This is a genomic window from Leptolyngbya sp. FACHB-8, assembly GCF_014695575.1.
GTDB lineage: Bacteria > Cyanobacteriota > Cyanobacteriia > Elainellales > Elainellaceae > Vacuolonema.
The window spans coordinates 84,620-103,786 of record NZ_JACJOO010000062.1; the positions used below are offsets into that span (position 1 = coordinate 84,620).

The 19,167-nt window shown below is 50.0% G+C and carries 19 protein-coding genes and 1 rRNA gene; 12 read left to right on the forward strand and 8 right to left on the reverse strand.

Annotation, left to right across the window (positions count from 1 at the left end; genetic code table 11):
• Nucleotides 1–174: 174 nt before the first annotated feature.
• Nucleotides 175–2,973, reverse strand: coding sequence for an EAL domain-containing protein (locus tag H6F91_RS15860; protein WP_190772262.1), 2,799 nt, complete (start codon nt 2,971–2,973; stop codon nt 175–177).
• Nucleotides 2,974–3,437: 464 nt separating this feature from the next.
• Complete coding sequence (locus H6F91_RS15865) at nt 3,438–4,346, reverse strand: CoB--CoM heterodisulfide reductase iron-sulfur subunit B family protein (protein ID WP_190772263.1); 909 nt, start codon at nt 4,344–4,346, stop codon at nt 3,438–3,440.
• 205 nt (nt 4,347–4,551) lie between these two features.
• Here H6F91_RS15865 and H6F91_RS15870 point away from each other — a divergent pair, with 205 nt between their 5' ends.
• From H6F91_RS15870 to plsY, 3 genes are read left to right on the forward strand one after another with little or no spacing between them, the layout of a single operon-like run.
• The gene (locus tag H6F91_RS15870) at nt 4,552–4,941 is read left to right on the forward strand and encodes a DUF3119 family protein (RefSeq protein WP_190772264.1); all 390 of its coding nucleotides are present in this window, start codon (nt 4,552–4,554) and stop codon (nt 4,939–4,941) included.
• Between the two features lie 12 nt (nt 4,942–4,953).
• Nucleotides 4,954–6,246 carry a DUF3086 domain-containing protein gene (locus tag H6F91_RS15875; RefSeq protein WP_190772285.1) on the forward strand — a complete coding sequence of 431 codons (1,293 nt, stop codon included), beginning with the start codon at nt 4,954–4,956 and terminating at the stop codon, nt 6,244–6,246.
• A gap of 11 nt (nt 6,247–6,257) precedes the next feature.
• Nucleotides 6,258–6,890, forward strand: coding sequence for a glycerol-3-phosphate 1-O-acyltransferase PlsY (gene plsY, locus H6F91_RS15880; RefSeq protein ID WP_190772265.1), 633 nt, complete (start codon nt 6,258–6,260; stop codon nt 6,888–6,890).
• 63 nt (nt 6,891–6,953) lie between these two features.
• Here plsY and H6F91_RS15885 read toward each other — a convergent pair whose 3' ends face one another.
• Nucleotides 6,954–7,547, reverse strand: coding sequence for a cold shock domain-containing protein (locus H6F91_RS15885; protein WP_190772266.1), 594 nt, complete (start codon nt 7,545–7,547; stop codon nt 6,954–6,956).
• Between the two features lie 478 nt (nt 7,548–8,025).
• On the opposite strand from H6F91_RS15885, the gene H6F91_RS15890 reads away from it, so the two are divergent.
• Both H6F91_RS15890 and H6F91_RS15895 read left to right on the forward strand, forming a co-directional pair.
• Nucleotides 8,026–9,480, forward strand: a complete 1,455-nt coding sequence (locus tag H6F91_RS15890; RefSeq protein WP_242035820.1) for an alpha-amylase — start codon at nt 8,026–8,028, stop codon at nt 9,478–9,480.
• A 364-nt stretch (nt 9,481–9,844) separates the two neighbouring features.
• Nucleotides 9,845–10,249, forward strand: a complete 405-nt coding sequence (locus tag H6F91_RS15895; protein WP_190772268.1) for a single-stranded DNA-binding protein — start codon at nt 9,845–9,847, stop codon at nt 10,247–10,249.
• A 125-nt stretch (nt 10,250–10,374) separates the two neighbouring features.
• Here the strand turns inward: H6F91_RS15895 and H6F91_RS15900 are convergent, their stop codons facing one another.
• From H6F91_RS15900 to H6F91_RS15915, 4 genes are all read right to left on the reverse strand, one after another.
• The gene (locus H6F91_RS15900) at nt 10,375–10,734 is read right to left on the reverse strand and encodes a thioredoxin domain-containing protein (protein WP_190772269.1); all 360 of its coding nucleotides are present in this window, start codon (nt 10,732–10,734) and stop codon (nt 10,375–10,377) included.
• A gap of 41 nt (nt 10,735–10,775) precedes the next feature.
• Nucleotides 10,776–11,489, reverse strand: a complete 714-nt coding sequence (locus H6F91_RS15905; protein ID WP_190772286.1) for an NnrU family protein — start codon at nt 11,487–11,489, stop codon at nt 10,776–10,778.
• Nucleotides 11,490–11,773: 284 nt separating this feature from the next.
• Nucleotides 11,774–12,193 carry a VOC family protein gene (locus H6F91_RS15910; RefSeq protein WP_190772270.1) on the reverse strand — a complete coding sequence of 140 codons (420 nt, stop codon included), beginning with the start codon at nt 12,191–12,193 and terminating at the stop codon, nt 11,774–11,776.
• Between the two features lie 68 nt (nt 12,194–12,261).
• The gene (locus H6F91_RS15915; RefSeq protein ID WP_190772271.1) at nt 12,262–12,429 is read right to left on the reverse strand and encodes a hypothetical protein; all 168 of its coding nucleotides are present in this window, start codon (nt 12,427–12,429) and stop codon (nt 12,262–12,264) included.
• A gap of 13 nt (nt 12,430–12,442) precedes the next feature.
• On the opposite strand from H6F91_RS15915, the gene H6F91_RS15920 reads away from it, so the two are divergent.
• The 7 genes from H6F91_RS15920 (at nt 12,443) to H6F91_RS15950 (ending at nt 18,681) form a co-directional block, all read left to right on the forward strand.
• The gene (locus H6F91_RS15920; RefSeq protein WP_190772272.1) at nt 12,443–13,393 is read left to right on the forward strand and encodes a pentapeptide repeat-containing protein; all 951 of its coding nucleotides are present in this window, start codon (nt 12,443–12,445) and stop codon (nt 13,391–13,393) included.
• A gap of 165 nt (nt 13,394–13,558) precedes the next feature.
• On the forward strand, nt 13,559–15,157 hold the full coding sequence (locus H6F91_RS15925; protein ID WP_190772273.1) for a bifunctional pantoate--beta-alanine ligase/(d)CMP kinase: 1,599 nt from the start codon (nt 13,559–13,561) through the stop codon (nt 15,155–15,157).
• Nucleotides 15,141–15,653, forward strand: coding sequence for an isoprenylcysteine carboxylmethyltransferase family protein (locus H6F91_RS15930; RefSeq protein WP_190772274.1), 513 nt, complete (start codon nt 15,141–15,143; stop codon nt 15,651–15,653). The genes H6F91_RS15925 and H6F91_RS15930 overlap by 17 nt, the downstream gene beginning before the upstream one ends.
• Nucleotides 15,654–15,834: 181 nt before the next feature.
• Nucleotides 15,835–16,806: a glutaminase A gene (gene glsA, locus H6F91_RS15935; RefSeq protein ID WP_347280045.1), complete on the forward strand. Its 972-nt coding sequence runs from the start codon at nt 15,835–15,837 to the stop codon at nt 16,804–16,806.
• A gap of 8 nt (nt 16,807–16,814) precedes the next feature.
• Nucleotides 16,815–17,543 (forward strand): DNA/RNA nuclease SfsA, encoded by a 729-nt coding sequence (sfsA, locus tag H6F91_RS15940; RefSeq protein WP_190772276.1) that lies wholly within the window; start codon nt 16,815–16,817, stop codon nt 17,541–17,543.
• Nucleotides 17,544–17,591: 48 nt separating this feature from the next.
• Nucleotides 17,592–17,813 (forward strand): hypothetical protein, encoded by a 222-nt coding sequence (locus H6F91_RS15945; protein ID WP_190772277.1) that lies wholly within the window; start codon nt 17,592–17,594, stop codon nt 17,811–17,813.
• Between the two features lie 232 nt (nt 17,814–18,045).
• The gene (locus H6F91_RS15950; protein WP_190772278.1) at nt 18,046–18,681 is read left to right on the forward strand and encodes a peroxiredoxin; all 636 of its coding nucleotides are present in this window, start codon (nt 18,046–18,048) and stop codon (nt 18,679–18,681) included.
• 372 nt (nt 18,682–19,053) lie between these two features.
• Here H6F91_RS15950 and H6F91_RS15955 read toward each other — a convergent pair.
• Nucleotides 19,054–19,167: ribosomal RNA gene (locus tag H6F91_RS15955) — 23S ribosomal RNA — on the reverse strand; the annotation flags it as partial.

The following is a 19,167-nucleotide window of genomic DNA, read 5'->3' on the forward strand; positions in this document are numbered from 1 at the left end:
GGCTTCGGGGGTTGAGGCAGAGAGCAACGGATGGGATTCAGTCCGCTCCGGGTGATTCGATAGCATAGCGGTAGTTAACCCTGAGATTTCAGTGTTACTAAGGCCGAGATGAACTTAATGTAAAACGATGGTTTTCCATCCAGGTTCATACCGATCGCAACAACGAGAAGCTTTTTAGGGCGTTCTCATCCAATTATTCTGATTGACCAGGATTTCGGCTTCTTCCAAAGGCAAGGGATGGGAGATGAAATAGCCCTGGATGCGATCGCACCCCAATTCCTGCAACTCCGATAGTTGCTCTGAGGTTTCAACCCCTTCTGCTACCAGATCCATCCCAAGGGTATGAGCTAAGACGACAATACTGCGCACCACTTCACGGCTTTTGAGGTCTGTTGTCAGCCGTTGCACAAAGGAGCGATCGATTTTCAGCGTATCGAATGGAAATTCATGCAATTGGCTCAAGGAAGAATATCCTGTACCAAAGTCATCAATGGAAAGAGTGATATTGCACTGCTTCAGGTGCTCCAGAATAGGGGATACGGTCTCCGCTTTTTCCATAACCGCCGTTTCTGTAATTTCCATTTTTAGACAGGTTGGAGGCAGTTGTGTGGACTGAAGGATGCCTTCTACCATGTCAACAAAATCCGGTTGGATTAATTGACGAGGCGAGAGATTAACCGCAACAAAAAGGGAAGATGCTTCTGGATAGAGCGATCGCCACCGCTGCAAATCCTGACAGGCTCGTTCTAACACCCAACGTCCTAGCGAGACAATAAACCCCGTCTCTTCTGCCAGGCTAATGACCTGGTCTGGAGGCGTCCATTCCGTACCCCGTGGCCAGCGCAGCAGTGCCTCAAACCCCAGCAATTGTGAATTAACCAGGCTGACTAAAGGTTGATAATGCAGGGCAAATTCCTGTCGTTCCAGGGCACACCGCATATCGCTATCTAACTGCAAGCGATGTAAAGCCGCATTTTGCATCATCGGCTCGTATCGCACATAAGGGATCTGGTCCATTACTTTGGATTGATGCATAGCGATATCAGCAGCTCGCAGAAAATCCTCAGCATCACCTTCACAGTCGCTACTCAGCACAATACCAATGCGAACATGCATAAAAATTTCGTTATCACCCAGCCGAAAGGCATGGGCAAAAACCTGTTGAACGGGTGTGACGAAGTCGACTACCGCCGCTGAGTGGGGCAGGTTTTCGAGAAGGATGACAAATTCATCAGTACCAATACGAGCCAGGAGACTACCCTCGGGTAGTGTGGCTTGAAGGCGATCGCTCACTCCTATCAACAACTGCTCTGCAAGTTGGTGCCCCAGAATGTACTTCACCATTTTGTAGCGCACCAAATCCAGGTGTAGTAGCGCAAATACTGGGCGCTTTTCAGGAGGTTCTAAAAGCAATACGTTCAATCGTTCTACCAAAAAGCGGCGTAGAGGCAACTGAGTTAACGAATCATAGTAGGCGTACTGTCGCAGTTGTTCTTCATTGCGGACGCGTTCGGTAACATCCTGCACCATGGATAGGAAGCCAACGATCTGCCCGTCGGCCTGCTTTAATGGCGTATTCGACCAGTCACAGATGATGGTGTGTCTATCTTTGGTCAGGTTGTGATTGCAGCTCTGGACACTCACATCTCCTTGACCCAGACGGCTAAAGATTGCTTCTACAACAGGGCGAATGCCGGCAGGAATGATCAGGTCAGAGGGATGCAGGCCCAAAACTTCTGCTTTGGTATAGCCAAAAATGCGCTCAGCAGCCGGATTCCAGTCCTTTATATAGCCCTGTGGATCGCTGGTGATACAGCCCAGAGGGTTGCAGTCAAACTGCAGCTGAAGTCGTTGCTGTAAATGTTGTGTGCGTTCAAATAGACGAGCATTGAGAATTGCAAGGGCGCAACGTTCAGCCGCAATTTCTAGTAGTTGAATCTCTCGCTGCGATGACGTGTGGGGAGAAAACCATTGCACCTGTAAAACCCCAACCTGTTGCCCCTGATGGCGCAGGGGAATGCCTAAAATATGGTGCGAGTTGGCTGAAACTTGAAGCTCTTTTGGCTCATTAGGATTCTGCTGAATATCATCCACATCAAGAATTTTGCCCGTCGTGGCAATGATATTGGCAATTTTGTGGGCGATCGCCCCCTCATCCTGCGTTGTCTCCAATTGCGCCGTACTCATGCACGCTGCAAGTTGTAAAGCTCCATCATCTTGCGTCAGAAAAATTAGCCCTAAATCTGCCCTTAACACCGAGGTGAGCCGATCTAGCAGAAGATTTAATAACGCATCTAGTTGCAGGGTGCTGATAGCATTAGCCGTGATTAAATTCAGCGCTTCCAATTCTTGATTACGGGCATTTAGCGTTTCCAGAAGTTGTTCCCGTTCTTCTTCAAGGCGTTTGCGATTGCTAATATCCCGAGAAATTCCAATCACTCCCCGAACACGTCCCTGGCGATCCAGTCGAGGATACTTAAACGATAGGAGGGTAACGCGTCGTCCCTGCATCCAAACCGTCTCTTCGGTTTGCTGGGCGATCCCTGTTTCAATAATGGTTTGATCAGCGTGCTGGATGCGATGGACATGATCCGGTGGGAAAATGGCCGAGTCATCCTGCCCCAGAATGGCCGACACCGGTTGCCCCGCCAAGTCTGCGCCGCCACTATTAATGAGTACATAACGGCCACGCAAGTCCTTCACAAAAATGGCATCGCGTGTACCTTCTACAATGTCGTATAGGAGATCCAGATTTTCCTGGTGCGATCGCTCCCCACGGCGCACGAGCCAGAACAGCAGCAGGCTGGTCACCAGGGTAAACAACCACCCCTTTAGAATGGAGACGTCAGTCAGGAGACGAGCATCTGAAATCAGGTAGGCAAGTATCTGATCAGAAATTAAAATCCAAACTCCTGCCCAAAATAGGTAAAGGACAGCAATTCTCATCGCCAAGCGTTTCTTGATGCGTGGCATGTTGCGTTCGTTCACCGCAGACTCTTCTTCACAGGATAATTCAGGCAGGCCGAGACGTCTTCCAACTCCAGAGATTACTTACAGCACTTTTCAAGCGCTTAAAATCTGGTTTTTGTGAGAGCTGCGCTCCGCGCGGCTAATTCAAGCACAAAGCCCTGCAAGGGGCACTTCAGGATGAGCCAGCAATTCTCATTTTGAAATCAGGCCCGAAAACCGCGCGCCAAAGGCGCGCGGTTTTCGGGCATCAAAGCCAAGAGTTCACGCCCGTCGGGCGTGAACTCTTGGCTTTGATGCCCATACTGAGAATTGCTGAGGATGAGCTGAAGTACCGACTTTTATATGCAAAAGTGCACGCAAAAATGAGTATTTAGAGGGCGATGCAACGATGCAATGCACTACCCTCGAAAATACTTAGTGGCTGGAGGCGGGTGCCCTCTCCCCAGCCAATACAGGCAACTGAACACTTAGATTGCCGCAGTCGCAGCTAGCTTATCCAATACCGATTTCGTCGAAACAATATGTCGATCCAGGCCCAACGCTTTGGGGCTAACGCCCAGAGCCAGGGCTACCAATTGCGACAGGTGCAATACAGGCAGCCCTAATTTCTGGTCAATAACCGCTTCCACCTCTGGCTGACGGGAGTCCAAATTCAGGTGACACAATGGGCACGGGGTAACCATGCAGTCAGCTCCCGCGGCGATCGCTTCCTGAATATGCCCACCCGCCATCTTGAACGATTGCTCTGTGGCATAGCTCGACAGTGGCCAGCCACAGCACTGAGTTCGCCCCCGATAATACACAGGGGTTGCCCCAATGGTGCGAAATACGTTCTCCATGGACTGTGGATTGTAAGGATCGTCATAAGGGATGTGATCCTGAGCCCGTAACAGGTAACAACCATAGAAGGCAGCACACTTCAGGCCGCTCAGCTTGCGAGTTACCTTCTGCGCTAGGGCTTCCAGGCCGTAATCTCCCACTAAAGCCCAAAGCAAGTGTCGAACTTCAGTGCTGCCCTTGTAAGGGGAACAGCCCTCCTTTTTGAGCAGACCATTAACCTGTTCAATATAGGCTGGATCGTTCTTTTGAGCGTCCTTCAGCCGTTCATCGACATGACCAATAACTCCCTGGCAAGTACTGCAATGAGTCAGCAACGGCAGTTGCAATTCCTCGGCCAGGGCAATGTTGCGGGCGTTGACCGTATCTTCGAGTAATTGAGAATCTTCTTTGAACGTACCCGACCCGCAGCAGGATGCCTTCTTCAGCTCAATCAGTTCAATTCCTAATGCCTGGGTCAGGGCAGCGGTGGATTGGTACAGTTCCCGGCACGCTCCCTGAGCTACACATCCCGGAAAATAAGCATATTTCAGCGTCATAAGTTCAGCAGCTTAACTAGTGGAGCGTGCGATCGCCCCATACAACTAGCGAATCCTTATCCAGTGTATCGATGGGATTCGGCTTTGATGTGAGATCTTTGACTTCTCTCAATAAAAGCTCATCACCATCAATTCGAGTTCAGCCTTCCTCTGACCCCTTAAAATGGGAATTAATTTTCATGCTCCAGAACTTTGAGGAGAAACGGTGACCTCATCATCAACCCCAACCACCCTGGAAACTGTAGAACTGGCCCCCAGCTATGCCTTGCCCCTAGCACTCGTAGGACTATCCCTACCCCTGGTGTGGATCAATATCTGGGTCAGTGGGGCGATCGCCCTGTTTGGCCTATTTCTGATGTATCAGGCGGTTTCCTTGCGATTGCGGTTTACCCCAACCGATCTGGACATTTATCGAGGCGAAACTTTAATTCGCCGTTTCCCCTATCAAGACTGGCAAAATTGGAAAATTTTCTGGAACCCCGTGCCCATTTTGTTCTACTTCAAGGAAATTAAGAGCATTCACTTTGTTCCAGTGCTGTTTGATCCGAAAATGTTGAAGGTTTGCTTGGAGCAACGCTGCCCGATTGATCGCTAAGTGATGGACACCATGAATCCGGATGAATCCCTGAATCAAGATCCGATGGACGCATCCATGCCGCCATCCAGTTCTGAACCCGACGACTACAAACCTCAACCCTTGCCGGATGTACTGTCTGGGCGCTCAAACACATCCACAGAGCCCCCGTCAGGGTCCGTTGTCTCCGATCCCTGGACAACTGAGGTAGACAGTCCAGACGAGCCAGAAGTAATCGAGGTCGATGGGCTCCTGGAAACAGTCGAGTCGTTGGAAGCAGATGATTCCAACGTCGACGATCGTTCAGAAGCGCCCCAAACCTTGATGGCTGAAGGGTTGGAAATTATTGAAGACCTGATGGATGAGCCAGGCACCGCTCAGGATCTCGAAAATCGCGTGAGTGACCTGCGACGAGAAGAACAGCAGCTTCGCCAACAGGTCGCCAGCCTACAACAACAACTGCTCGACGCTCAGGTTGCTCTCGGAAATCTCGTCAAAGAAGGGCTTAGCGAGCTCGAGCACCGGAAACAAACCCTCCAAATTTCTGTAGAGCAATTGGAGCGCCGTCAGGAACGTATTCGCGCCGAAATGCGGAGTACCTTTGCTGGCAGCTCTCAAGAGCTAGCCATTCGCATCCAGGGCTTTAAGGATTATTTGGTCGGTAGCTTACAGGATCTTGTGTCCGCTGCTGAAGATCTTAAACTCGCCCCTCCGCCCGCTCCCGAACCCTCACGCCGCCCTCAACGGGAAGCCGAAGAGACTGCTGCTCCTAAGCCACAGTTTGCAGAGCAGGGCTTCCAGGAAGCCGCCCGCATGATCCGCAAATCCCTCGACCAGTACCGCAATTCGCCAGATTACTACGGTCCGCCCTGGCAATTGCGTCGTACGTTCGAACCCATTCATGCAGAACGCGTTTCCAACTGGTTTTTTGAACAGGGAGGCCGGGGAGCGGTTCGCAGCATGGGCTCTCGGCTGCAAAATATTCTGATAGCTTCGGCAGCAATTTCAATTCTGCATCGGATGTATGGCGATCGCATCCGCACCCTTGTCCTCTCCGATTCACCCGAACGTCTGGGCGAGTGGCGACGTGGCCTGCAAGATTGCTTGGGTCTGGGCCGCATGGACTTTGGCACCGACCAGGGCGTAACCCTGTTTGATGCCCCAGAACCCCTCTCTCAGCGGGCCGATCGCCTGGTCAAACAAAAATATTTACCCCTGATCATCATTGATGAATCGGAAGGAGTGATTGACCTGTCACTGCTGCAATTCCCCTTGTGGTTGGCCTTTGCGGCCGATCCCACCCGTCCCAATGCCAATCTGTATTGAGGTGAACTGCCATGAATACTGAGTTGGTATGGGTCATTGCCTCAGTCATTGCCTACTTGTTGGGCTCCATCCCCACGGGCTATTGGGCCGGAAAGCTGCTGAAAGGTATTGATATTCGTGAACAGGGTTCCCGCTCTACGGGAGCTACCAACGTGCTGCGTACGTTAGGCAAAGTTCCAGCTATTATCGTACTGCTGGTAGACATTTTTAAGGGCGTTGTGGCCGTTGCTATTACTCGTGCGTTGTTTGCTCAGCCTGGATTAGAAGCTCAAATGCCCTGGGCTGCAACGTTAGCAGCATTACTAGCCGTAGTCGGTCATAGTAAATCGGTTTGGCTAGGTTTCAAAGGTGGAAAATCCGCAGCGACAGGATTAGGTTTGCTGTATGCATTGGCGTGGCCTGTGGGATTGGGAGCTACGGCAACGTTCCTCATTACCTTAGGCATTTCGCGGATTGTATCGTTGGGGTCTATTTTGACGGCGATCGCTGCCCCCATCCTCATGCTGATTTTCCACCAACCCTTGCCCTACTTCTTATTTGGATTGCTGGCCGGGATTTATGTCCTCATAACGCACCGGGCTAACATTCAGCGCCTTTTTGCAGGTCAAGAACCACGCATCGGGCAAAAACATCAGGAAACCTAAACCTTTTATTCTCCACAATATTTTTTCAAAAACGGTGTGTCCAGATAGACACACCGTTTTCTATTACTGGGGAGCCCTCCGCCAACCAGCAGCGATCGCCTCCTGCTCAGAGCAAAACCACTTTTCTCCCGCGGCCAGGTCAATTACTGTATTTTCGTAATCCTCCATGCCAGGCAGATGGTAATACCGGATGCCCGAGCTTTGTGAAATATTGCCCTTAATCGTACATTCCGGTTGGGTAATCGCGGCAATAGGAGACGGGGAGCGGGATGGACTTTGCCTATTTAAGAAGACGGCTAGGGCGATCGCAAATCCAATGGTGGCGATCGTTCCAAGTGCTCCTTGCGGTTGGCCTTTAGGTCGTCTGGGCGCAGAGTGGCGAATGGATCTTTGTGATGGGGTTCGTTGTGGCTTCGGTCTAGCGGCCACAGACTTCTTTACCAGCCCTTGAATAGAGGCGTTGGCAGCACGAACTTTCCCGCTTTCTATGACGCACTCATACAGAATGGTGTCACCAACTTGGGGACGGCGACTGGCTCCCTTAATCGCCGTGATGTGCAAGAAAACTTCTTTCCCCCCATCCTCTGATTTGATAAACCCAAAACCCCGCTCATCCTTCCAGGTAACAAGCTGCCCCCGACGCAAAACAGGTTGCATGAATAGACCTATCGCAATGCTTAATTGATAGTTTTCCCAAGCAAAGCCATTTCTTCCAAGGTGGTTTTCGGGTTTTATCTGGGAGTTTGTGCCGTAAGGCACAAACTCCCAGATAAAGCTCACAATGAGAATGCACAGACGTAGAACATTAGGCGCATTCTCTATTGAATTAGTATCAGGGCCGACTTGGACAAATTGATCGAGTTTTACGATTTTGTCTCTTTGTAATGTGTATTAACCCAAAGCTTGATTTCCTCACTCTATAGTTTGTAAAAAGCTGGAACGGCTATTCCCCCAGCCGTTCACACCATGCATTACTACGAGAAACTGTATGGCCCTCATCGAACGTCTTCGTAAAGCTGCCGCAGAGCTTGGCCCCAATGCTCTCGATGATCTGAAGGACACCATTTCGAGTTTGCTGACCGAATATTCCGAGGAATTCGGCCGTAAGCACCCGACAGAACCCGTCAATGGCGTCATGATGCAATATTTCCACTGGTACATCGACAACGATGGCAATCACTGGAACCGCGTTCAAAAAAATGCCCGCGATTTAGCGAAAGCGGGTATTACAGCTCTCTGGCTTCCCCCTGCTTACAAAGCCAGTGGGGGGGCCTGGGATGTAGGATACGGAGCCTACGACCTGTTTGACCTGGGCGAATTTGATCAGAAGGGGACTATTCGTACGAAATACGGGACGAGAGACGAATACGCAGCCGCTATCAAAACCGCTCAGGATGCCGGTATCCAGGTTTATGCGGATGTCGTATTCAACCATAAGAATGGAGCCGATGCTGAAGAGGAGATTGAGGCCTACCCTGTCGACGTCAACGATCGCAATCACATTACTGGCGGGGTCGAAAAAATCAAGTCCTGGACTGCTTTTACCTTTCCGGGACGGGGTGATACTCACTCCAGCATGAAGTGGCATTGGTGGCACTTCGATTCCGTCAACCACAACATGTACAAGTCCGGTGACAATACCATTTACCGGTTTAAAGATAAAAGTTTTGAAACCAAAGTCGATCTAAGCAGCGGTAATTATGACTTCCTCATGGGCTGCGACTTAGACATGAACCACCCTGAGGTTCAGGGTGAATTGAAGTACTGGGGTAAATGGCTATTGGATACGATCGGCGTTGATGGCTTTCGATTGGACGCCATTAAGCATATTCAAGGAGACTTCTTCACGAGCTGGTTGGATTATTTGGAGCATGAAACGGGACAGGATCTATTTGCCGTTGGCGAGTACTGGAGTGAAAATCTAGCTGCTCTACATTGGTACATTGCCAACACAGGCGGACGCCTCTCTCTATTTGACGTCCCCCTTCACTACAACTTTCACCGTGCCAGTAAATCCAGTGGTAACTACGATATGCGCCGTATCCTAGACGGCACTCTGATGAAGGAACAACCCGTTTTTGCCGTCACCTTTGTTGATAACCACGATTCGCAACCCCTGCAAGCTTTGGAATCTGTTGTAGAAGGATGGTTCAAGCCTCTGGCCTACGCTGTCATCCTGTTGCGAGCAGAAGGATACCCCTGTGTCTTCTACGCCGATTATTATGGGGCTCATTATCGCGATCGCGGCCGCGATGGAAACGAGTACGAAATCTGGTTAGATTCCCACCGTTCCATCATCGATAAACTTCTCTACGCTCGCCATAACTTTGCCCATGGCCCCCAGTACGACTACTTCGACCACTGGGATGTGATTGGATGGACTCGCCTGGGTACGGAAGCCAACCCCAAAGCGATGGCGGTCATCATGAGCGATGGCCCTGGTGGCAGCAAGTGGATGGAAGTTGGCAAGCCCAACACCACCTTCTATGACGTAACGGGACATATTTCTAGCCTGGTTCAAACTAACGAATACGGCTGGGGAGAATTCCGCTGTGAAGGAGGCTCAGTTTCTGTCTGGGTTCAGAAGTAAAGCAAGCAGCTGATTTTACAGGGGTCTAGCTGTACAGCCCCCTGTAAAATCTCCAAAAGCTTTCTCAGAAAAATTTGTACAGCGCTGTACTGAACGTACTTGCATACTGCTACATAATACGAAACCTGCCCATAGAGCAGCAGTCTGTTTTTCGTTGGGATATCCGCTATACGGACATTCCAGCGAAAAACAGACCGTTCCTGTATGAAGCAGAGTTCGTATTGAAGTCAAATTTAGGCTCCAAGAAGAATTACGGTACTGAATATAGGAGCCGGTCTATTTTTACACAAGACTACGGACGTTTTCATAGATCAAGGGATGCTACTTCTATAAAGTCATCATTCCTAATCAGGAGCATCTATTCATGTCTAGCAAAGGTTTGAACAAGTGGATCGTTAGCGGTAACTTAGGTGCCGATGCTCAGGTAAAAACTGTTACTCTCCGTAACGGTGAGCAGGCTCAACTAGCCGAAGTAACCCTATTTGTTCAAAAGCCACGGGATTACAAAGATTCTTTTACCGTGCGCCTGAGTATTTGGGAGCGATCTGCTGCATGGCGGAAGCTTTCCTTTCTCAAGAAAGGAGCACTTGTCATCTGCACAGGTAATCTTGAACCTAGCCCTTATCTTTCCAATGTTGACCAACAACCTCGTGCTGGGCTAAACATGACGGTTCTGGATGTGGATCTAGACATCATCCCTAACTCGGATACCGAAACAGACGAGCTTATTTCTGAGACCAGTGCTCAGCCCGAATTGATAGCCTCTTAATACTCGAATAACTCATGTGTTTTTGAAAACTGCGCGAAGCACAGCTTTCAAAAACACATCCTGTTATCTCACCTAAATAAGAAGGGAGGGGGGCTTTGCCCCCCTCCCTTCTTATTTAGGTGAGATTAAGCTGTGTAGCTATATGTGTTAGCAAGACCACCCAAAATTTTGCCTAACGTAGCAAAAGCTGCTCTGACGTCATCGTGAGATGTAAAATGATCAAAGCGGCAGAGAACTTGACCCCGATCGATGAGCAGAAGGGTGGGCAGATTCGTCAGCCGATAGGTGTTCGCGAGCCTAAAGTTTTCATCTGCATTAACACTGACAAACTTCACCTGCTCTCCCTGCTCACTCTGTAAACCATGAAGCAATGGGTTGATGATTCGACACAGGCCACACCAGGGAGCCCAAAAGCTCACAATGACGGGAAAAGGTGAATCTAAAACTTCTTGTGGAAAGGTGCTTTCGTTAATGGTTGGGATCATTGAATAGTAGGCGTTGAAGAGAGTTTCTATTTGGCACTACTTTACCAGGCAACGTTACTTGTTGCACGGATCATTAGGGGATGTACCCACCAAAGTATGCCCACAAAAATAGCGACCCCAACATATGCCGGACGAAGGAACTCTTGCAGTTTTAAGGATTGGCGCCCCTGAAGGATAGCCAGAAAGGGAATCACGGAGGTACGGGCCTTAACCGCCTCAAAGGCTGCTCCATAGCGTAAGGTCAGGCGGCGATCGCCATGCCACACACCAAACAGATGATGCAAAATTAGCCCTGCACAGGTTACCAGCATGAAGCTCGTTCCCAACCAAAGTGCATGGGCCACACACCAAATAATCTGTCCCACCATCTGTGGATGTCTCGTAACCCTGATAATCCCAGTTTCATAAAGATGAACCTGAGGCTTTTGGACAGCAGCAATCTCTAATAAATTGAATGTCGCTGGGTAGAGAAACAAAAACGAAATAGCCGAGAGAATCCAGACCGTTGCCTGTATCCCGGGAGTTCCCTGTAAATTCCAGAGTTGTAACCCGTCGTAGCGGTGATTAATGAAGTAGATAATTAGCGTTGTTGCAAAAGGAATACTGACCAGTGCAAACAACACTCGATAAAGCCGTGGGCCGATGTATTTCTCTGCTCGGGGGCGTAAGGCGGCTAAACCACTATGAGCGATCGCAAACCCAACTAGCAAGCCAAACATAATTCCATGGCTGGGAGTCAGCCACTCTGTCATCATGGGCATGGTGATCCCGTTTCAATCATTCCAGCTTCTAGCCTACCGTGAGACGTGACCTAATTTTGCTTGAAACCATTGATTCACGAAGGCTCCACACAATATCCCTGATACTAAGCGATAAGCATTTTTGCCTGTACTTTGCACACGCGAAAATGGGCACATCAGCTTATCCGAAACTGAGGTTAACCAAGGCTTAAGAACTTGCTATCGAATAAAATTCTGGAGAAGGGGTGCAGGCAAAACCGGCACCCCCTTCTCCGGAATTTTATCTCTTTGCTCAGCCCTCAAGCAGCAAAAATCGAGGCATCATCACGAAAAGCCTTGAACTCTAACGCGTTGCCACTAGGATCACGAAAAAACATTGTTGCCTGCTCTCCCACCTCTCCTCGAAACCGAATGTAAGGCCCAATCTCAAATACAATCCCCTGGTCTTTTAGCGAATCAGCCAGACGTTCCCAGGATTCCATCTCCAAAATCACCCCCCAGTGCCTTACCGGAATCGATTTTCCATCAACCGGGTTTGTTTCCACAGCACTCACTTCCTCGGGGCTGAGGTGGGCCGTAATTTGATGACCAAAAAAGTTGAAATCAATCCAGGCATCACTGGTACGCCCCACAGAGCATCCCAAAATCATCTCATAAAAGTGCCGAGTTTCAGCCAAATCACGAACAGGAAAAGCAATATGAAAGGGACGAACAGTCATGATTTCAGAATGGCGCCGAGGGATATAGCGTACAGGTTGATCTATAGTATGGCCATTAGAGTAGAGGATTATGGCAAGGTGGAGGGTACCCCTGTTCTACCATCATGTTCTGTTCTAGTGGCAAAGGCCATAGGTTCAGCCCGTCCTAGCTTACCCCCTACTTCACCAATAGAGGCAAGCTTCTCGCTAAACTGAAGACTGCTCATTTGGCGATCGCACTGCTTTCCTAAAGGCATTCATCTTCAGACTATGGATCGGAAAGATATTACAGCCCTATTCACCATTGCATCTTTCCTGGCCACCATAACCATGGTGGTTGGAGCCGTACGGATTGCTAACGCCGCGAAGCTGAGCCGCGTTAATCAGCTGCTCACAACCCGCGAGTGTGGAGGGTGTGAGCTAGAATCTGTGCGATTGCGGGATAGCAACCTGGAGGAAGTGAACCTGGAATATGCCAATCTCAGCAACGCTTATCTGTTTAGCGCTCAGATGCGGAAATCCAATTTAGTAGGGGCCCGGCTAGATGATGCCAACCTATCGGAGGCCGATTTGCGAGAGGCTCACATGGTAGACGCCGTTATGACGCGGGCAAAAATGGACGAAGCTGACCTTGAAGGAGCTGACCTACGGCAGGTTTATTTAGGAGATGCTAGCCTGCGAGGAATCAACTTAGAAGGAGCACATCTGGCTGATGCCGTGCTGAGCCGTGCTGATATGGGCAAGGCAGACCTGGATGGCGCTATCTTACTGGGGGCTAATCTGGCTGAAGCAAACCTGAGCGGAGCCAATTTGGAAGCAGCGGATTTACGACGTTCGTATTTGGGTGATGCCAGTCTCAAAGATGCTCGCTTAGTAAGAGCAATGCTGCTTCGCGCTAACTTGTCTCGCACGAACCTTAGTGGAGCCAACTTCAAGGGTGCTCAGCTTGGAGAAGCCGATCTCACCATGGCTGATTTGTCCAATGCCAATCTAGAGCAGAGCGACCTGACCCGGGCCAGTTTGACGCGTGCTTCCTTAACTCATGCAAACCTGACAGGGGCAAACCTTCAGCAAGCTATTCTGAGGCGAGTAAACCTGCGAAACGCTAATTTGACCAATACGAATCTGCGGGGAGCAAGCTTGCAAGAGGCTCGGATGGAAGGGGCACTCTTTTGCAATACGATCATGCCCGATGGCCGCATCGAAAGCAGCGGATGCTGACAGTTTTCAGGTTTTTAGATCCTGAACCCACGATTTCCCCTCCAAGGATGTAGGCCAACAAATCAGGAAGATGGGAGCGATCGCCTGCGATTGGAATGGGAATTCTGTAAACTATCAAGGTTAGCTTGCTTCCAAACAATATAATTTGGCAGCCCGGAGGATCTCGTGCGTCTGTTTCAAACCGTAGCTGGGCTCCGTACTTACCTGGAGCAATTCTGGGAAAAGGCGGTTCCCTGTGTTCATCCCCCCGGTACTGTGGGTCTGGTACCGACCATGGGGGCTTTGCATGCAGGCCATCTCAGCTTGATCCAGCGCGCCCGCCAGGAAAATGCTCTTGTAGTCGTCAGTATTTTTGTGAACCCCTTACAATTTGGGGCAAACGAAGATTTTCACCACTATCCGAAAACCCTGGCAGCAGATCAGATTCTTTGCAAAGAGGCAGGCGTAGATGTCATCTTTGCGCCATCGGTAGCAGAGCTATACCACACAGAACAACCGACCACAGAAGCTCATCTGTTTCAGGTCATTCCTCCAACGAGTATGATGGCAGAACTTTGTGGGAAGTTTCGCCCAGGGCACTTTGAAGGTGTCGCTACGGTTGTGACTAAGCTGTTTAGCCTGATTCAACCCGATCGTGCTTACTTTGGCCAGAAAGATGCACAACAACTGGCCATATTGCGGCGTATGGTACAAGACTTGAGCATCCCCGTAGATATTGTTGCTTGCCCAACCGTACGGGAATCTGATGGACTGGCCATGAGTTCGCGCAACCGCTACCTTTCAGCAGAAGAACGCGCTCAGGCTCCCCGCATCTACCAAAGTCTCCAGCAAGCAGAAGCCTTATATCGGTCTGGCATTGTCGAGCGAGAACCCTTGCTCACAGCAGTACAAACGGCTCTGGCTACAACCCCCTCTATCAAACCTCAATATATCGATCTGGTTGATCCCATCACCATGACTTCCCTGCAATCCATTCAAGACACCGGCCTATTGGCGATCGCTGCCCATCTTGGTTCTGCCCGCCTGATTGACAACGTCCTGCTCCGCACCCGTAAACCGATCATTGCCATTGATGGGCCTGCAGGTTCTGGCAAAAGTACGGTTACTCCCAAGGTCGCTCAGCAGCTGGGTCTGCTTTATCTCGACACAGGCGCCATGTACCGCGCAGTTACCTGGCTAGTGTTGGATTCTGGTATAGCAGTCGAGGATGAGGCGGCGATCGCTGAACTCGTCAGCCAGTGCAAGATTCGCCTGGAACGTCAGGACTTAGATTCTGGCATTCCCACTCTCCAGGTTTGGATCAATGATGTGGACGTCACAACAGTAATTCGGACGCCAAACGTGACAGCGCAGGTATCAGCGATCGCTGCCCAAAAAGCCGTCCGTCAGGCTCTTATGAAACAGCAGCAGGAGTACGGCCAACGCGGTGGTGTCGTGATGGATGGCCGCGACATTGGCACCCACGTCTTCCCCGATGCTGAGCTCAAGATTTTTCTTACGGCTTCCGTTCAAGAGCGTGCCCGCCGTCGTCAACTTGAGCTGAAGGAACGGGGCCTGGGAGAGTTTAGCCTAGAGGAGTTGGAGAAAAGCATTTACGAACGAGATCTAAAGGATAGTAGTCGGGCGATCGCCCCTCTCCGCAAGGCCGCTGACGCGATCGAGATCAACACCGATCAGCTCACCGCTGAAGCCGTTATCGAGCAGATCATTGCGCTCTATTGTGAAAAAGTAGACGTTCAGCCAGCCCATGAAACTGCTGTCTGATTGGGGGTTTACCCGCGAGGGCTGGCGCACGGGGCAACGAGGTGAGTACTGGGTTCTTCTTCAGGGCTTCCTGTTGCTTGGCGTTGTCCTGTTGCCTGTTTACCGATTGCCTTCGTTGACGATTATCCCTCCTGGCCTTTATGGTCTTTGGGGCATAGCCGGGGCGATCGCCCTCCTGGCTATAATCTTGCTGGGCAAAGGGCTGCTCGATCTGGGACAGAGCCTGACTCCTTTGCCGTTTCCCCGGGAAGACGGTCAGCTTGTGCAAACTGGAGTGTATGGCTTGGTGCGCCATCCCATCTACAGTGGCTTAATTCTAGGAATCTTGAGTTATGCGATCGCCCAGCAAAGCCTATCTCACTTGCTTGCGGCCTTTATTTTTATCCTCTTTTTTAATGCTAAAGCCAGCCGCGAAGAAATCTGGCTGACGGAGAAGTATCCTGATTATGCGGATTATCGACAGCGGGCAAAGAAACTGATTCCCTGGATCTATTAGATTTTTGTTGTGGGATGTGCGAAGCAGATCCCACAACAAAAATGCCATATCTGCCATATCTATAGTGGACTTGAGTGGACTTGCGTCAGTCTTAAGGATATAAGATGCCTAAGGATAAGCTGCTTCCCTGAAGAACTCTATGACGAACCCTGACGATTTATCGTCTGCCGATCATCCAGAAATGGTTCGGTCAGCTCAAGAATTCAAAACATTTTTGGCAGACTTACATGAACGGTATTCCACCTTACGTGAGGGAAAGGTGGCGTCCTATATTCCCGAACTTGCCAAGGTAAATCCTGAGTTGTTTGGGATAGCGATCGCCACCGTAGATGGCCAAATTTTCGAAGTCGGTGACACTGACCCTCTTTTCACCATCCAATCCATCTCTAAGGTCTTCGTCCATGGCCTTGCACTAGAAGACCATGGGCGAGATGTACTCTTGAGCCGAGTCGGAGTTGAGCCGACAGGAGATGCCTTTAATGCCATCGTTTTGGACGAGCAATCGAAGCGGCCCTATAACCCCATGGTGAATGCAGGGGCGATCGCCACCACCAGCCTCATCAAAGGCCGCGATCTCACCGAACGTCTCAATCGCCTGCTAGATATGTTCCGGCGCTACACTGGCCATGACATCTTTGTCGACATGGCAACGTATGTGTCGGAGCGGTCTACAGGCGATCGCAATCGCGCGATGGGCTACCTGATGCGCCATTTTGGCATGATCGAAGCCAATGTGGAAGATGCCCTCGACCTATACTTTCAACAATGTTCTGTCATGGTCAACTGCCGAGATCTGGCGGTCATGGCAGCAACCCTTGCAAATCGAGGTGTGAACCCGTTGACGGGCGATCGCGCCGTCAGTCCCCGCTATATTCGCGACATCCTCAGCGTCATGGCCTCTTGCGGCATGTACAATTTCGCAGGTGAATGGAATTACCGTGTGGGTCTTCCTGCCAAAAGCGGCGTCTGCGGCGGTATCATTGCTGTCGTTCCCGAACAAATTGGCATTGCCATTTTCTCACCGCCTTTAGATGAAAGGGGCAACAGTATCCGAGGTGTCAGAGTCTGTGAAACGCTCTCCCAGGTTCTTGGGCTCCATCTTTTTGACTCCTCCCGCAACTGCAACCACTTTCTCCAAAGCCTCAAAGCCTGATCTCTCCCATGCCCGATTTCTTTTATCCTTTCCCTCCCCTCTACCCCGGCATTCTTCTCAAACGCTACAAACGTTTTCTCGCTGACATCGAACTAGAAACAGGGGAAATTATCACAGCCCACTGCCCTAATACCGGTCCCATGTCCGGCGTCAACATCCCAGGCAACCGCGTTCTTGTTTCCAAAAGCGACAACCCTAATCGTGCACTGGCCTACACTTGGGAATTAATCGAAATCAACGACACAACTCCAACCTGGGTCGGTACCAATACAGCTCTCCCCAACCGTGTCATCAAAGCAGCTCTCCAAGCCCATGCCATTCCCGAATTGGACGGCTATACAGAAATTCGTGCCGAAGTAAAATACGGCCAAGATAGCAAAAGCCGCATCGATTTCCTACTGACAGCGCCAGATGCTGAAACCCCACCAACCTATGTCGAAGTTAAAAACACTACTTGGACGAAGGAAACTCTTGCCCTTTTCCCTGACACCGTCACAACACGAGGGCAAAAGCACTTACAAGAATTGACGGCTCTCTTGCCAGACAAGCAGGCTGTCATGCTCTATTACATCAATCGAGATGATTGCACCCACTTTGCGCCGGGTGACGTGGCTGATGCTGAATATGGACGCCTGTTTCGGGAGGCGATCGCTAAAGGTGTTCAAATTCTCCCCTGTCGTTTCAAAAATACTCCTTTAGGCATCACCTACCTGGGCCTGGCAGAATTGTCTCTTTAGCTACCTGCGATACCATAACCATAAAGATCAAATCAGGATAGCGAACTTATGGAATCAACCCAAATTAACTGCGCTGAAGCATGTAAAGACGGCTGTGTCCTTGGCGATCAATGCCCTAACACCGAATACCGTGACCAGGCATCTCGCTTTATTCACGAAACCTCTCTAGACAAAATGCATGAAATAGCCGAGGCAGCACGCCGTCGCAAAATGATGGAGGGATCTAAATGGGTCTTCCCCGAGGGTGGCATCCAGCCTAATGATCTCTAAGCTTTAGAGAAGAATGAACCTCCAATCTCATCAATCTACACCTGTATCCCACTATTCAATAATGCATGAGAAGGGCCTTTAGACTATCAATGTCAAGGTATGGAGAATAGCTGTTCTTATCCCTTCATTAAAGATTGGGAAAAATAACCTAAACCCCGCTCGGGATTGTGTAGTTTATGAGAAGATAGCACTAAAGCCCTACATTGTTCTATTGACTACAGGAACGACACCTATGGCACTTCAACTTGGGGACACCGTACCCAATTTTGTTCAACAGTCCTCTCAAGGCGAAATCAACTTTTACGATTGGGCTGGTGATAGCTGGGTTGTATTCTTCTCTCACCCCGCCGATTACACGCCCGTTTGCACCACCGAATTGGGTGAAGTTTCCCGGCTGGTTCCCGAATTTGAGAAGCGCAACGCCAAAGTCATTGCTCTTAGTGTTGACGATGCTGATTCCCACACGGGCTGGATCAGCGACATCAACGAAACTCAAAACACTACTGTCAACTATCCCATCCTGGCTGACGCTGACAAGAGCGTTTCTGACCTATATGGGATGATCCACCCCAACGCTAACGCCAAAGTTACCGTTCGGACCGTCTTTGTCATTGACCCTCAACATAAACTCCGTCTGACCATCACTTACCCCCCCAGCACCGGACGTAACTTCGAAGAAATCCTTCGCGTTATTGACTCCCTGCAACTAACCGACAACTATGGCGTTGCAACCCCCGTTAACTGGAAGGATGGTGAAGACGTTGTTGTGGTTCCCTCCATTCCCACTGAGGAAGCCAAGCAGAAGTTCCCCAAAGGCGTTACCGAAATTAAGCCTTATCTGCGCATGACCCCGCAACCTAATAAATAAGTAAGGCCTTAAAAAGGTTCAGGTCCGAAACCTGAACCTTTTTATAGTATTTTACTCATGACAAATAGCAAGACTCCTGCATCACACGAGGCAGGAGTCTTGCTTTAAATATTATCCTGGCACTGAGCTATTTTCCCGTGGGGCAACCCCCAAAGTATCTTCGCCGCTGGTCTGTTTCACACCTCAGTTCGGGATGGATGAGAGTGGGGCCAAACCGCCATTAGCACCAGGAAAGCTTTTATTGAATTAACTATATTTGATGTTCAAACCTGTCAAGTGAAGAGGAAGAAATTTTGGTTGTTGCGTAACTGCTTGGCTTGAGTCTTCAACAAAACCAACTGCTGTTTTTTATCCAGCATGCTGACCTGAAGCTAGGACAAGCCCTCGGTCTGTTAGTATTCCTCGACTTCGCCCATTACTGGACTTCCATCTAGAACCTATTAACCCGTGTTCTGCGGGTGACCTTACTCCCTTATGGGATGAGAG